The organism is Nonomuraea terrae, assembly GCF_044465245.1.
GTDB classification, from domain to species: Bacteria; Actinomycetota; Actinomycetes; order Streptosporangiales; family Streptosporangiaceae; genus Nonomuraea; species Nonomuraea terrae.
This window is the reverse complement of record NZ_JBITLL010000011.1, coordinates 26,142-39,506: the sequence shown is the minus strand read 5'-3', so window position 1 is coordinate 39,506 and position 13,365 is coordinate 26,142. Positions and strand designations below refer to the sequence as shown.

11 protein-coding genes are annotated in these 13,365 nt (G+C 72.0%); 4 read left to right on the top strand and 7 right to left on the bottom strand.

Features of this window, described 5'->3' with window-relative positions:
* Window positions 1-204: 204 nt before the first annotated feature.
* On the bottom strand, window positions 205-1,959 hold the full coding sequence (locus tag ACIBP6_RS46320) for an ABC transporter ATP-binding protein (protein WP_397061561.1): 1,755 nt from the start codon (window positions 1,957-1,959) through the stop codon (window positions 205-207).
* A complete protein-coding gene (locus tag ACIBP6_RS46315) occupies window positions 1,956-3,476 on the bottom strand; it encodes an ABC transporter transmembrane domain-containing protein (RefSeq protein WP_397061559.1) in 1,521 nt (506 codons plus the stop codon). Before ACIBP6_RS46315 ends, ACIBP6_RS46320 begins: the two co-directional genes overlap by 4 nt.
* 123 nt (window positions 3,477-3,599) lie before the next feature.
* On the opposite strand from ACIBP6_RS46315, the gene ACIBP6_RS46310 reads away from it, so the two are divergent.
* The gene (locus ACIBP6_RS46310) at window positions 3,600-3,887 is read left to right on the top strand and encodes an NUDIX hydrolase (RefSeq protein ID WP_397061557.1); all 288 of its coding nucleotides are present in this window, start codon (window positions 3,600-3,602) and stop codon (window positions 3,885-3,887) included.
* A 299-nt stretch (window positions 3,888-4,186) separates the two neighbouring features.
* Here ACIBP6_RS46310 and ACIBP6_RS46305 read toward each other — a convergent pair whose 3' ends face one another.
* The 4 genes from ACIBP6_RS46305 to ACIBP6_RS46290 all read right to left on the bottom strand — a co-directional run bounded on the left by ACIBP6_RS46305 (window position 4,187) and on the right by ACIBP6_RS46290 (window position 8,992).
* A complete protein-coding gene (locus ACIBP6_RS46305; RefSeq protein ID WP_397061555.1) occupies window positions 4,187-5,824 on the bottom strand; it encodes a phospho-sugar mutase in 1,638 nt (545 codons plus the stop codon).
* A 67-nt stretch (window positions 5,825-5,891) separates the two neighbouring features.
* The gene (locus ACIBP6_RS46300) at window positions 5,892-6,695 is read right to left on the bottom strand and encodes a purine-nucleoside phosphorylase (protein WP_397061553.1); all 804 of its coding nucleotides are present in this window, start codon (window positions 6,693-6,695) and stop codon (window positions 5,892-5,894) included.
* Between the two features lie 3 nt (window positions 6,696-6,698).
* The gene (locus ACIBP6_RS46295; protein WP_397061551.1) at window positions 6,699-8,003 is read right to left on the bottom strand and encodes a M20/M25/M40 family metallo-hydrolase; all 1,305 of its coding nucleotides are present in this window, start codon (window positions 8,001-8,003) and stop codon (window positions 6,699-6,701) included.
* A complete protein-coding gene (locus ACIBP6_RS46290) occupies window positions 8,000-8,992 on the bottom strand; it encodes an Lrp/AsnC family transcriptional regulator (RefSeq protein ID WP_132611476.1) in 993 nt (330 codons plus the stop codon). Before ACIBP6_RS46290 ends, ACIBP6_RS46295 begins: the two co-directional genes overlap by 4 nt.
* A 110-nt stretch (window positions 8,993-9,102) precedes the next feature.
* On the opposite strand from ACIBP6_RS46290, the gene ACIBP6_RS46285 reads away from it, so the two are divergent.
* Both ACIBP6_RS46285 and ACIBP6_RS46280 read left to right on the top strand, forming a co-directional pair.
* Window positions 9,103-10,407, top strand: a complete 1,305-nt coding sequence (locus ACIBP6_RS46285) for an MFS transporter (protein WP_397061549.1) — start codon at window positions 9,103-9,105, stop codon at window positions 10,405-10,407.
* Between the two features lie 10 nt (window positions 10,408-10,417).
* Window positions 10,418-11,329: a phosphotransferase gene (locus ACIBP6_RS46280; RefSeq protein ID WP_397061547.1), complete on the top strand. Its 912-nt coding sequence runs from the start codon at window positions 10,418-10,420 to the stop codon at window positions 11,327-11,329.
* On the opposite strand, the gene ACIBP6_RS46275 is transcribed toward ACIBP6_RS46280, so the two are convergent.
* Entirely contained in the window at window positions 11,326-11,814 is a 489-nt protein-coding gene (locus tag ACIBP6_RS46275) for a gamma-glutamylcyclotransferase (RefSeq protein WP_281282655.1), read from the bottom strand. The genes ACIBP6_RS46280 and ACIBP6_RS46275 overlap by 4 nt on opposite strands.
* Window positions 11,815-11,937: 123 nt before the next feature.
* Here ACIBP6_RS46275 and ACIBP6_RS46270 point away from each other — a divergent pair, with 123 nt between their 5' ends.
* Window positions 11,938-13,359, top strand: a complete 1,422-nt coding sequence (locus ACIBP6_RS46270) for a vWA domain-containing protein (protein WP_397061545.1) — start codon at window positions 11,938-11,940, stop codon at window positions 13,357-13,359.
* Window positions 13,360-13,365 lie beyond the last annotated feature (6 nt).

The window sequence follows — 13,365 nt, the reverse complement described above, 5'->3', positions numbered from 1 at the left end:
GGTCGTGGGCGGCGCGGCTTCCCACGCCGCCCACCACCGGGCGTCCACCAGCTGCTCGGGCGTGATGTGCGTGACCCCGCCCACCTCTCACCCGCTGCGGGAGGCGGCGTAGAGCGGGGCGGACGTGCCGGCCCAGGGCATCTTGGAGCGGTGGACGATGAGCTCGCTGAGGTCGTGATGCCGACCGTCTCCCGGCTTCACCGATCAGTGCGGCGGAGAATCGTGTTCGGCGCCGGCACTCCGCGAGCTGTGCCACGACCTCCACAGCGCCTCGTACACCCCGCCCGCCGCGGCCAGCTCGTCGTGGGCGCCGACCTCCACCACCCGGCCGTTGTCCATGACCACCACCCGGTCGGCGTCGCGGGCAGTGTGCAGGCGGTGGGCGATCGCAATGACGGTCCGCCCCTCCAGGACGGCGGCGAGCGAGCGTTCCGCGCGCCTGGCCGTACGGGGGTCGAGCATGGCGGTGGCCTCGTCGAGGATGACGGTGTGCGGGTCGGCCAACATGACCCTGGCCAGGGCGAGCTGCTGGACCCGGTCCGGGCCGAGGGTGACGCCGGACGACTGGGACCCCAGCTCGTCGTCGAGCGACGCGACCCAGTCGGCGCCGACCGCCGCAAGCGCCTTGTCCAGTCGGTCGTCGCCGGCCGTCGGATCCGCCAGCAGCAGGTTGTCGCGGACGGTGCCGAGGAACAGGTGCTGTTCTTGGGTGACCAGGACGACGTGCTCGCGGAGCTGGGTGGGGGAGAGGTCGGCGACGGGTACCGAGCCGACGGTGACCGTGCCCAGGCGGGGGCGGTCGATGCCGGCCAGTAGCTTGCCCAGGGTTGACTTGCCGGCTCCCGAGGGGCCGACGACGGCCAGACGCTCGCCGGGCCGTACGGTCAGATCGACGCCGCTCACCACGTCGTCGCCGCCTTCGTAGGCGAAGTGCACGCCGCATGCCTCGATGCGGTCACCCTGCGGCGTCGCGGCGGCGGCCTCCTCCCGCGCCGGTGCCGCGAGGCCCTCGATCCTGGCGAAGGAGGCGCCGCTGCTCTGCAGCTGCTCCAGCCAGATCAGGATCGTTTCGATCGGCTGGCCGAGCTGGCGTAGGTAGAGCACGCAGGTGACGACCGCGCCCAGCGTGACCTGGCCGCGGTCCAGGAGCACCCCGCCGAGCAGCAGTACCAGCACGGGCGGCAGCAGCGAGGAGACCTCCACCGAGGGCCAGAGCACGCTGCGCAGGAAGAGCGTCCGCAACTGGGCGGCCCGGTTGCGCTCGATCACCCGTTCCGCCGCCTGTGTGCGCTTGGCCTGCAGGCCCAGGGCCTCGATGGTGCGGGCGCCCGCGGCGTTGGCGGCCAGGTGCTCGGCCAGCTCCGAGCGGGCGGCGCCTTCCTCCAGGTAGGCGGGGCGGGCGCGGCGAAGGTACCAGCGGGAGGCGGCCACGATGCCGACCAGCGCGAGCAGGCCGCAGGCGCCGAGGACGAGGTCGACCAGGAAGACGGCGACGATCAGGAAGAGCGCCTGCAAGCTTGAGACGAGGATCGCGGGGGCGGCGTCGCGCAGGGTGCGGCCGACGACGGCCACGTCGGTGGTTCCGCGGGCGGTCAGGTCGCCGGTGCGGATGTGCTCGACCGTGGCGGCGGGCAGGGCCAGCACGCGGTCCAGGAGTTCGGCGCGGATGCCTTCCTGGACACGCTCGCTGAAGCGAGCGCCGACCTTCTCGGCGTATCTGGACAGGACCAGCTGGGCCAGCGCAGCGCCCACGGCGATCGCGGCGAGCAGGTCGACCGTGTCTCCGGCGCTGATGGCGTCGATGATGCGGCCCAGCAACCACGGGCTGATCAGCGCGGCGGCCGCCGCCAGACTGTTGAGCAGCAGCGTCGCGATGAAGCCAGGCACCTCGCGCCTGACAAGGCGCAGGGCGGCCCGCCGTACCTGCCGGCGGTCGGCGATGGGCAGGTCGCGGTTCATGCGAGCACCGATCGGTAGGCGGGGGTGGAGTCCATCAGCTCGCGGTGGGTGCCGGTGGCGGCCACCCGCCCATCCTCGATGAACAGCACCTGGTCGGCCTGGGCGAGCAGCAGTGGCGAGGTGGTGGCCACGACCGTGGTACGGCCGGCGCGCGCCGTACGGAGCCGCCCCGCGAGGAGGGACTCGGTGTGCGCGTCCAGGGCCGAGGTGGGCTCTATGGCCAGCAGCACCTCGGGCTCGGCCAGCAGGGATCGGGCCAGGCGCACCCGCTGGCGCTGGCCGCCCGACAGGTTGCGGCCGCCGGGTTCGATCAACGAGTCGAGCCCGTGGCGCAGCCCGGCGACCACGTCCTGCGCCGCGGCGACGTGCACGGCCCGGTCGATGGCCTCGTCGTCCGCCTCGCCCCGGCCCTGGAGGACCTCGCGCAGCGTGCCCGCGAACAGGGCGGCGTCGTGGTCGGCGATCAGAGAGGTGCAATCGAACCCGCCCATCCCTTCGAGCAGTGCCAGGCTCTCCTCCGGCCGGGCGCTGACGAGCCCCACCAGGCTCCCCGGCGCGACCTCCGGCCCGGCGGGCCGGGGCCGCTCCTCGGCGCGCAGCGCGAGGAAGCGGGTGACCTGGCGGGCGGCGACCAGGCCGTGGCTGACCTGGAAGCTGCCCTCGATGAAGGAGGAGACAGGAACCACCAGCATGGCGATGTACCCGTACACCCCGACCAGTTCGCCCACCGTGATCGCCCCCTCGGCGGCCAGCCGGGCGCCCAGCCAGGTGACGGCGGCCAGGAACAGGGCGGGCAATCCGGCGCCCAGCGCGCCGATCCAGCTCGTCAGCGATGCCACCCGGTAGCCCTGCTCGCGCAGGCTCGCCGAGTCGGCGCGGTACCGCTCGGCGTAGGCGCCCTTGCCGCCGAAGGCGTTGAGCACCCGCAGCCCCTCGATCAGGTCGACCAGGCGGGTGGTCAGCCTGCCCTGGTTCTCGCGGTAGCCGTTCTGCACCTTCATCAGCCGCCCGAGCAGCGGGCCGAGCACTATCGCCAGCAGCGGCACGCCCAGCAGCACCACCACGGCCAGCACCACGGAGACCTGCAGCAGTAGCGCCGCCACCACGCCGTAGCTGATCACCGCGCCCACCCCGGGGCCGGTCACCGTCAGCGAGGCGGCGATGGCGATGACGTCGCCGATTCCGATCGTCACCACGTCGCCCGTCGAAGCGCGTTTGGGCAGGTCGGCGCCCAGCTTGTTGATCTGCTCGACCAGGGCGCGCACGGTGCGGAAGTTGGCGTCCATCCGGATCTTGGTCATCGTGCGGTGCCGCACCATCGCCAGCCAGGCGTTGACCAGGCCCGCGCCGAGCAGCGCCAGCACCCAGCCGGGCGCCAGGCCGTCGTCGACGGCCCTCGACAGCAGGTACGGCGGGAGCGTCAGGCCCACCATCCAGAGGGTTCCCAGCATCGCGCCAAGCGCGACCCGACCCTTCTGCGCCCAGGCCAGCCAGCACAGATACCGAGCCGCCCTCATGGTGCTTACGCTAGAGCATGACTTTGGCCGCCTCTTTGCCCGCCCTTGGCCGGGCCGTCCGTAGCGGCTGACCCAGTGCGCCCGTGACGGCGTCCGGCGGGGAACGTCGAATCCGGCGAGCCCTTGCACGACGCGCTACGTCGGGAACTGGCCGAAGAACTCCACCTCGATCTCAGCCACGCCACCGAACCGGAACTCCTCTGGCTGGTGGATCAGCGCGTCTCACGCCCCGGCCCCACACCTCCACCGCGCAAACTCCACCTCATCTACCGGCTGCACATCACCGAGCGCGTGCGCTCCACCCTCGCCCGCAATGAGTACGACGCATTGCCCGACGGGCGGACACGAAGTGGGTCCACTATCGCAAGACCACCCGTCTGCCGATCTTCCCGCCGATCGGTGCCGCCCTAGCCGGGCTCTCCGATCCTTGGGCACCGGCTGGTGCCGCCGAACTGCCGGATGTCACCGATGACAACTACGCCTGGGTCTGACTGGCTTCTGGGGGCCGGCGCCGGCAGGTCGAGCAACTGCCGGACATTGTAGGGAGCGAGCGGGTGAACGATGAAACAGACGGTTGCTGGTAGAAGGGGCGACCATCGGTGTTGATCGCCTCGATCATGGAGAGGTCGGTGCCAATGAGGAGAAGCGGACCGGGGATGGGGCCGAATGTGGTCGTGCCGATCCTGGCACTGCCGAGTGCGGCTGTGTCGCTAGAGATCCAGGTGGGATTCCAGGTCGTGCTTCAGAGCTGAGAGGGCGTCGGTGGCCTGGGTGCGGGCCTCGGTGACGTCGTCCGGCGTGGGGACGACGACCTCCAGGTAGCACTTCAGTTTGGGCTCCGTGCCGGAAGGGCGGATCACGACGCGGGCGCCGCCGGACAGGACATAGCGCAGGCCGTCGGTCGGGGGGAGGCCGCCGTCTCCCTTGGACAGGTCGTCGGCGCGCTCCACCGCCAGGCCGCCGAGCGTCGTGGGCGGGGTGGTGCGCAGGCGGGTCATCGCGCCGGAGATCAGCGACAGGTCCGCCACCCGGAACGACACCTGCGACGTCGCGTGCAGGCCGTGGCGGCGGGCCTGGTCGTCCAGCAGGTCCAGCAGCGTACGGCCGTCGCGCCGGGCCGCCGCCGCGATGCCGGCCACGGTCAGCGCCGCGCCGATGCCGTCCTTGTCGTGGACCGGCAGGCCGGAGTCGGAGCCGACGCTGTAGCCGATGGCCTCCTCGTAGCCGAAGACCAGCCCGGGCCCGGCCTTGATGATCCACTTGAAGCCGGTGAGCGTCTCGCCGTACCGGACGCCGTGCGCCCGCGCGATCTTGCCGAGCAGGGTGGAGGAGACGATCGTGGTGGCCACCATGCGGTCGCCCGTGGTGTGCGTGATGACGTGCTCGGCCAGCAGGCCGCCGAGCTCGTCACCGGTCAGCATGCGTACGCCGCCGCCCGGCAGCGGAACCCCCACCGCGCACCGGTCGGCGTCGGGGTCGTTGGCCAGCACCAGGTGGGCGTCCGTCTTGGCGGCCAGCGCGACGGCGAGGTCCATCGCGCCCGGCTCCTCCGGGTTGGGGAAGGCCACCGTCGGGAAGTCCGGGTCGGGGTCGCGCTGCTCCTCGACCGCGATCGGCTCCTCGAACCCGGCCGCCTTGAACGCCCTGGTCAGCAGGTCCGCGCCGACGCCGTGCAGCGGCGTGTAGGCCACCCGCAGGTCGCGGGCGTCACCGAGGGGCAGCGAGGTCACGGCGTCGAGGTAGGCGGTGACGACGTCCTCGCCGAGCATCGTCAGCTCACCGGGGCCGTTCAGGGGGAGCTCGTCGACGCGGCCTGCGGCGTCGATGGCGGCCGAGATCTCGGCGTCGATCGGCGGCACGATCTGCGAGCCGTCGCCCCAGTAGACCTTGTAGCCGTTGTCGCGCGGCGGGTTGTGGCTGGCCGTCACGGTGACGCCCGCGTCCGCTCCCAGGTGGCGCACGGCGAAGGCCAGGACGGGGGTGGGCAGCGGGCGCGGCAGCAGCGAGGCGCGCAGCCCCGCCCCCGTGAGCACGGCGGCCGTGTCGCGGGCGAACACGTCGGACTTGTGCCGCGCGTCGTACCCGATGACCACGTGCCTGCCCGGCCCCAGCACGGCGGCCAGTCCGGCGGCGGCGCGCATGACGGTGACGCGGTTCATCCGGTTCGGGCCCGCGCCCAGCTCGCCGCGCAGCCCGGCGGTGCCGAACTCCAGCCTGGCCCCGAACCGCTCGCGCAGCGCGGGCAGGTCTTCACGTTCGATGAGTTCCGACAGTTCGGCGCGTGTGTCGGGGTCGGGGTCCTGCGCCAGCCACCGGCGCGCGTCCCGCAGAAGCTCCTGCGCGTTCACCGGCGCGCCTCCCCGCGGAAGTTCCGGGCGGTCGCCGGCGTCGCCGCCCCGAAGGGGCCCCGGGCGGTCACAGGCGGTCCACTGCCTTGGACAGCAGGACGCCCATGCGGGCGGCCGTGGCGCGGCCCACCTCCAGCACTTCCTCGTGGTCGAGCGGCTCGCCGGAGAGCCCGGCGCCGGGGTTGGTGACCAGGGAGACGCCGAGCACCTCCACGCCCGCCTCGCGGGCCGCGATCGCCTCCAGCACGGTGGACATGCCGACCAGGTCGCCGCCCAGCGTGCGCAGCATGCGGATCTCGGCCGGCGTCTCGTACGTGGGCCCGCGGAAGGCGACGTAGACGCCCTCGGCGATGGACGGGTCGATCTCGCGGACCAGGTCGCGCAGGCGGCGCGAGTAGACCTCGGTGAGGTCGATGAAGGTGGTGCCGGTGATCGGGTTGGCCCCGGTCAGGTTGATGTGGTCGCTGATCAGGACCGGGTCGCCGACGTTCTGCGTCTCGGGACGCAGCCCGCCTGCCGCGTTGGTCAGCACGAGTGTGCGGACGCCGGCCGCCGCCGCCGTGCGCACGCCGTGCACCACCGCGTCGACGCCGAGCCCCTCGTACAGGTGCGTACGGCCGAGGAAGATCAGCGCGGTCCTGCCCCCGGCGGTGCGCACGGCGCGGATCTTGCCGCCGTGCCCCGCCACCGCGGGTGCGCGGAAGCCGGGCAGGTCGGAGAACGGGATCTCGCTCACCGTCTCGCCGATCGCGTCGGCGGCGGGCACCCACCCCGACCCCATGACGAGCGCCACGTCGAAGGTGTCGAGGCCGGCGGCGCCGCGCAGCGCCGCCGCGGCCTCGCCGGCCTGGGTGTAAGGGTCGTTGTTCACAAATCAGTAGTTTAGGAGCAGCCGGTCCAGCACCCGGACGCCGAACTGCAGCGCGTCCACCGGCACCCGCTCGTCCACGCCGTGGAACATCGAGGCGAAGTCCATGTCGCCGGGCAGCCGCAGCGGCACGAACCCGAACCCGCGCACCCCGAGGTCCGCGAAGAACGTCTTGTTGTCGGTGCCGCCCGACATGCAGTACGGGATCGCCCGCGCCGCCGGGTCCTCGGCCTTCAGCGCCGCGATCATCGACTCCACCAGCGCCCCGTCGAACGTCGTCTCCAGCGCGATGTCGTGGTGGATGAACTCGCGCCGCACCTTCGGCCCGAGCAGCGAGTCGATCGTCTTGAAGAAGTCCTCCTCGAACCCGGGCAGGAAACGCCCGTCCACCACGGCCGTGGCCTGGCCGGGGATGACGTTCGACTTGTAGCCGGCGTCGAGCTGGGTCGGGTTGGCGGTGTGGCGCAGCGTCGCGCCGACGAACCGCACCAGCGGCCCGATCCTGTCCAGGACCGGCTGCGGGTCGTCCTCGTCGAACGGGATGCCGAAGGCGTCGGCGACCTCGGTGAGGAACTGCCGGACCGTGGCGGTGTAGGTCAGCGGCCAGTCGTGCGCGCCGATCCTCGCCACGGCCTTGGCGACCTCGGTGACGGCGTTGTCGGAGTTGAGCATCGAGCCGTGCCCGGCCGTGCCGTCGGCGATCAGCTTCATCCAGGACAGGCCCTTCTGGGCCGTCTCGATGAGGTAGAGCCGCAGCGACGGGTCCACCTCCAGCGAGTAGCCGCCGACCTCGCTGATCGACTCGGTGACGCCCTCGAACAGCTCGGGGTGGTGGGCCGTGAGGTACTTGGCGCCGTACACGCCGCCGGCCTCCTCGTCGGCCACCCAGGCGAACACGATGTCGCGGCGGGGCCTGCGGTTCTCCCGCTTGAGCTGGCGGATCAGGGCCAGCATCATCGCGTCCATGTCCTTCATGTCCACCGCGCCGCGGCCCCAGATGTAGCCGTCGCGGATCTCGCCCGCGAACGGGTCCACCGACCAGTCGGCGGCGTTGGCCGGCACGACGTCCAGGTGGCCGTGGACGAGCAGGGCGGGCAGCGACGGGTCGGAGCCCTCCACCCGGGTGATCACGTTGCCGCGGCCGGGCTCGCTCTCGATGTACGTCGACTCGATCCCGACCTCCGACAGCCTGGCCATGACGACCTCGGCGGCGGCTCGTTCGCCGGGGCCGCTGCCGTCCCCGTAGTTGCTGCTGTCGGCGCGGATGAGCTCCACGCACAGGTCGGCGACTTCCTTCTCTGCGGGCGTCATGGTGTGGTCTCCCAACGGTGGTTCAGCGTGAGCAGTCCGGACTTGTGGAGATGGCCGCGTTTGTAGGCGCGGGTGATGAGGGTGAGATCGATGTCGGTGATCTCGTCGTACCGGCCGACCACCCCTGTCACGAAGCGATAGAGGTCGGCTTCGTGCGCCGCGACGACCTGCACGATGAGGGAACGCGTGCCGGTGGTCGCGGCGCAGTACCGGACGTCGGGGTGTGCGGCCAGCCGCTGGCCGACCAGGTCGAGCCCGTGCGGGCGGACCTTCAGCCAGAGCATGGCCTCCACCTGCAGCCCGAGCAGCGCGGGCTCCACCTCGGCGCGCGGCAGCAGCAGCCGCCGCTCCAGCAGCGAGGTGAGCCGGCGGCGGGCGGTCGGCGGGGAGAGGTCGAGCCGCTCGGCGACCGCGGTGTACGCGATGCGGCCGTCGGCGACGAGCAGGTCGGCGATCTGCTGTTCCAGCGGCGACAGGGTCTCCTCGTCGGGCAGGCACTCCGGCGGCGGCCCCGGCCGCAGCTCGGCGACCTCCTGCTCGGTGAGGTAGGGCGCGTGCCACTCCGCGACGGTCCTGAACGTGTGCAGCACCACCTGCGCCTGTGTCCGCACGATGCCGTCGATGCCGGTGAGCTGCTCGGACAGGATGCGGTGCAGGTCCTCGCGCGAGGGCGCGATCAGCTCGCAGCCGAGGTCGGCGGCGCCGGTCAGCGCGTACACCGAGCGGGTGTCGGGCCGCTCGGTCAGCGACTTGGCGACGTGGTCCGCCGTGCCCGCGTACACCTGGACGTCGAGGTGCACCGGACGCCCGTGGCCGGTGCGCAGGTCGTCGTAGATGGCGGTGACCCGGACGACGCCCTCGGAGATCAGCCGTTGCAGCCGCCGGGCGACCGTGCGCTCGTGTTCGCCCACGGCCCGGCCGATCTCGCCCCACGACGCGCGGGGGCTGACCTGCAGGGCGGCGACGAGCCGCCGGTCGAGAACGTCCACGTAGACCCGTTTCTGTGTCGGGATTGTAAATATATTCCTCGACATTTGACTGTTTCGGTCTGCTACCTGCACAGTAAAGCATTCCCGCACGTGGCAGCAAAGGAGTCCAGGTGGCCACCTCCCCCATGGCCCCGTCACCGCTCGGCATCCCCAAGAGCCGGGCTCGCCAGCTCATGGCGGCGAGCATCGGCAACGTCGTCGAGTGGTACGACTGGTACGCCTACACCTTCCTCGCGATCTACTTCTCCGCGCAGATCTTCCCCGCGAGCACCGGCAGCAGTCTCGTGCCGTTGCTCAGCTCGTTCGCCGTCTTCGCCGTGGGCTTCTTCATGCGTCCGCTCGGCGGCCTGCTGGTCGGCGCCTTCGCCGACCGGTACGGGCGCAAGGCCGCCATGACGTTCACCATCATCCTGATGGGCGTGGGCTCGCTGATCGTCGGCCTGACCCCCACCTATGAGGCGGTCGGCCTGCTCGCGCCGGTCATCCTCACCCTGGCCCGGCTCATCCAGGGCCTGTCGGTGGGCGGCGAGTTCGCCGCCGCCACCACGTTCCTCGTCGAGTCGGCCCCCGAGGGCCGCCGCGGCCTGTTCTCGAGCTTCCAGTACGTCAGCACGACCATCGGCCAGCTCCTCGCCTCGGGCCTGGCGGCGGTGCTGGCCACCAGCCTCGCCGAGGCCGACATGGACTCCTACGGCTGGCGCATCCCGTTCATCGTCGGCGCCGTGCTCAGCCTCGTCGGCCTGTGGATCCGCAAGGGCGCCGACGAGACGTCGGCGGTGGCCGAGGAGATCCAGCAGGGCAAGGCCGAGCGGCCGAAGATGTTCGAGTTCCTCAAGAACCACCCGAGGTCGGCGGCCACCATCGTGGGCATCACGATCGCCGGCACCGTCGCGTACTACACCTGGACCAGCTTCCTGCCCACGTACGCGCAGATCACCGTCGGCTTCGACGAGGCCGACTCGCTGCAGATCGGCACGATCTCGCTGGTCTTCTTCATGATCCTGCAGCCGCTGCTCGGCATGTTGTCGGACCGGGTCGGGCGCCGGCCGATGCTCATCACGTTCGGCGTCGGGTTCCTCGTGCTGCCGGTGCCGCTGCTCAGCCTGCTCACCGACGCGTACGCGAGCCTGCTCGTCGTGCAACTCGTCGGCATGGTCTTCCTCGGCTGCTTCACCTCGATCTCGGCCGCGGTCAACTCCGAGCTCTTCCCGACGCGGGTGCGTGCGGCGGGCGCGGGGTTCCCGTACTCGCTGACCGTGGCGCTCTTCGGCGGCACCGCGCCGCTGATCGGCACCGCCCTGCAGGAGGCCGGCAACCCGCAGCTCTTCCCGTGGTACATGTCGGCGCTCGCGCTGATCTCGACCCTCGTCTACGTGTTCGTCCTCAAGGAGACGAAGGGCCGGCCGCTGAGCTAGCGTCCTGCTCGTGACTGACGACTACTCGGAGGTGTTCCTGCGGTTCGGCATCGAGCCGCAGGACTCCCTCTACCCCTACGCCCCCGTGTTCCGCGGCGCGATCGGCGGAGTGGCCGTCGCCGTCAAACGCACCCACTCGGCCGAGGCCATGGGCCGGTGGGTGCGCCACCTCGCGGGCGCGGGCGTGCCGGTGGTGACGCCACTGGCCGGGCCGTACGGGATCGGCGAGCACGACTGGGTCGCCTACCCCTGGATCGACGGGCGCGCCTACGACGGCTCGCCGGCGGACATCCGCGCCGCCGGCGACCTGCTGGGACGCCTGCACGCGGCGCCCGACGGCTCGACCGGCCTGCCCGGCTTCGCGTGGCCCGACCACGACGCGGCGTCGGTCGAGGAGGACGTGGCGGGCCTCGACAAGGTGCTCACCGCCTACCGGCCGGACCTGCGCGAGCAGGTGCTCGGCCGGCTCGCGCCGCTGTTGCGGTCGTTCATGACCACCACGCTGCCCGCGATCCGCGACGCCGGCCTGCCCGCGGCCGACGTGTCGCTCGACTGGAAAGCCGTCAACCTCGTGTACGGCGCGGCCGGGCCCGTCCTGATCGACCCCGACAACGGGGAACGGGCGCCCCGGCTCCTCGACCTGGCCCTGGCCGTGCTGCTGTTCCACAACGACCTGCCGGGCGGCCCCGCGCGGTCGTTTTCCGCCACGGAGTGGGCCGCCTTCCGGGACGCCTATCTCGCCCACGTGCGGCTGACCGATCAGGAGCGGGCGCTGTGGCCGGCCGCCGTCACGTACATGCTGCTGGAGTGGGGCGTGTGGACGGCCGTCCACGGCGGCGAGGTCGGCGACTGGGACGACCCGCGGCAGGCGGCCTTCCTCGCGGATCTGCTCACCGCGGACGCCACGCGTTACCCGATCTAGCCGCCGTAGGACGTGCAGGGGCGCTGCCGGAGCTCCTTGACGTAGTCGTCGGGGGCTCCGGCGCGCTCGGCCGCCTCGGCCAGGCAGCCGAGGTAGCGGGCCGAGGGCAGGCCGCCCTCATAGCCGTCGAGCACGTAGAACCAGGCCACGACCTCGCCCTCCAGCGTCTGCACACGCAGCCGCACCTTGTGGTAGGCGCCGCGCACCGCGCCCTCCCACTGGTCGAGCGAGGTCTCCTCCCACTCGGGCACGTCGTAGAGCACCACGAACACGTGCTCGCTGGGATCCTCCACGATCGTCGCGACCGCGCCCTCCCAGGAGGAGTCGTAGCCGCCGAACGTCAGCCGCCAGCCGGGCAGCCAGCCCACGCCCCAGATCGGAGAATGCGGCGCACGCATGGCCATCTGCTCCGGATCCATGTTGGAGCCGTAAGCAGCGTAAAGCCTGCGGTCATTCGGCTTCCCCGAGTGCGAAAGCCATGCCACGATCCACCCCTCTCGACGGGTGACGCTCATCCAGCTACCGCGCTATCCTGTCACGCCCCGCGGCCGAGTCGTTCCACCCCCGGTACGAAGCCGTGTCATGCCACGGTCAGGCATGCTGGCTCCATGCCGTACGGACAGACGGGAAGGCCCAGGCCGCCGGTCGTCGAGCTGACCGACCGGCGCGCGCTGGAGCGGTGGCGGCCGGCCGATCCCGAGACGGTCGAGCGGGCGCGGCGGCTGAAGGAGCAGGCGCTGCTCGACCTCGGCCTGACGCACAGCGCGATCGCGTCGTGGATCTACAGCAAGTGTCACCACCAGGTCCCGACCACGGCCGTGGACACCGCGGCCGTGCTGGCCTCCGGCGACGGCACGTGCCTGCTGCTCTACAACCCCGGCTTCTTCGTGGCCCTGGGCCTGGAAGGGGTGCGGTTCGTCCTCTTCCACGAGGCCCGTCACCTGGTGCAGCGGCACCTGTTCGCCGAGCAGGAGCTGCTGGACGACCCCGTCTTCACCCTGGCCTGCGAGGTGACCATCAACCACGTCGCGCTCGTACGGCTGCGCGCCCGCGGGCTTCCCGTGATCGACGGGCGGCCGGTGGGCATCGACCCGGCCACGGTGCACCGGGCGTACCAGGCCGACCTGGCGGAGCAGGGGCTGGCGGCGCTGCCCTACGAGGAGTTCGCCGCCACCGACATGATCGTCTATCGGGAGCTGCGCCGGATGCGCCACCCGCCCGTGCCCCGGCAGCCGCCCTGCGTCCACCTGCTCATGGACGGGCTCGACCAGGAGACCGTCGACCGCGTCGGCAACGAGGTGCTGCGCAGTGTGCTGATCGCCGCCCGGCGCGGCAACGCCGTGGCGCGCGGCGAGCTGCTGGACCTGCTCGACCGCACCGAAGGCGCGGGGGCGCGCGCCGACCGGCTCTGGGGCGACCTCGGCGCGCACGCGCTGCGCGGGCGCACCGTCGCCACGCGCCGCGTCGAATGGTGGCAGCAGTGGCTCGTCGACGTGCTCGGCTCCAAGCTGAGGGACGGCGAGCGGCTGGTCTACCCCAAGAAGCGCGGCGCCGTGCTGGCCGCGCTCGGCCACGAACCCACGCTGGCCCGGCGCGGCCGGGAGCGGGTCAAGACGCTGGTGATCGCCCTCGACACGTCGGGGTCGATGCCGGACGGCGTGGTGGAGTGGCTCACCGAGCTGGTCGGGCGGATCGACGGGGTGGAGGCGCACTGGCTGAGCTTCGACGCCGTCGTCATGCCGTTCCGGCCGGGTGAGCGGGTGTACGGCGGGGGCGGCACGAGCTTCGCCGCGGTCCGCGACCACGTCGAGGGCCGTCACGGGGTGATCGACCAGCCGGACGGGCAGGTCGATCACCTTGACGGGCACCCCGACGCGGTGATCGTGCTCACCGATGGGCACGCTCCGCCGATCACGCCCGCCATGCCCGACCGGTGGATCTGGCTGGTCACGCCAGGCGGCGACGACTGGCCCGAGCGGCATCACCCGCCGATGGCCTGCCACCGGGTACGCCCGGTGCTGGCGATGTGATCTCCG

What these genes read in the sequence shown, in the direction of transcription:
- ACIBP6_RS46315 (WP_397061559.1), bottom strand. Translation starts at nt 3,476, where the DNA reads ATGAGGGCGGCTCGGTATCTGTGCTGGCTGGCCTGGGCGCAGAAGGGT.
- ACIBP6_RS46295 (WP_397061551.1), bottom strand. Translation starts at nt 8,003, where the DNA reads ATGACGCCCGCAGAGAAGGAAGTCGCCGACCTGTGCGTGGAGCTCATC.
- ACIBP6_RS46270 (WP_397061545.1), top strand. Translation starts at nt 11,938, where the DNA reads ATGCCGTACGGACAGACGGGAAGGCCCAGGCCGCCGGTCGTCGAGCTG.
- ACIBP6_RS46320 (WP_397061561.1), bottom strand. Translation starts at nt 1,959, where the DNA reads ATGAACCGCGACCTGCCCATCGCCGACCGCCGGCAGGTACGGCGGGCC.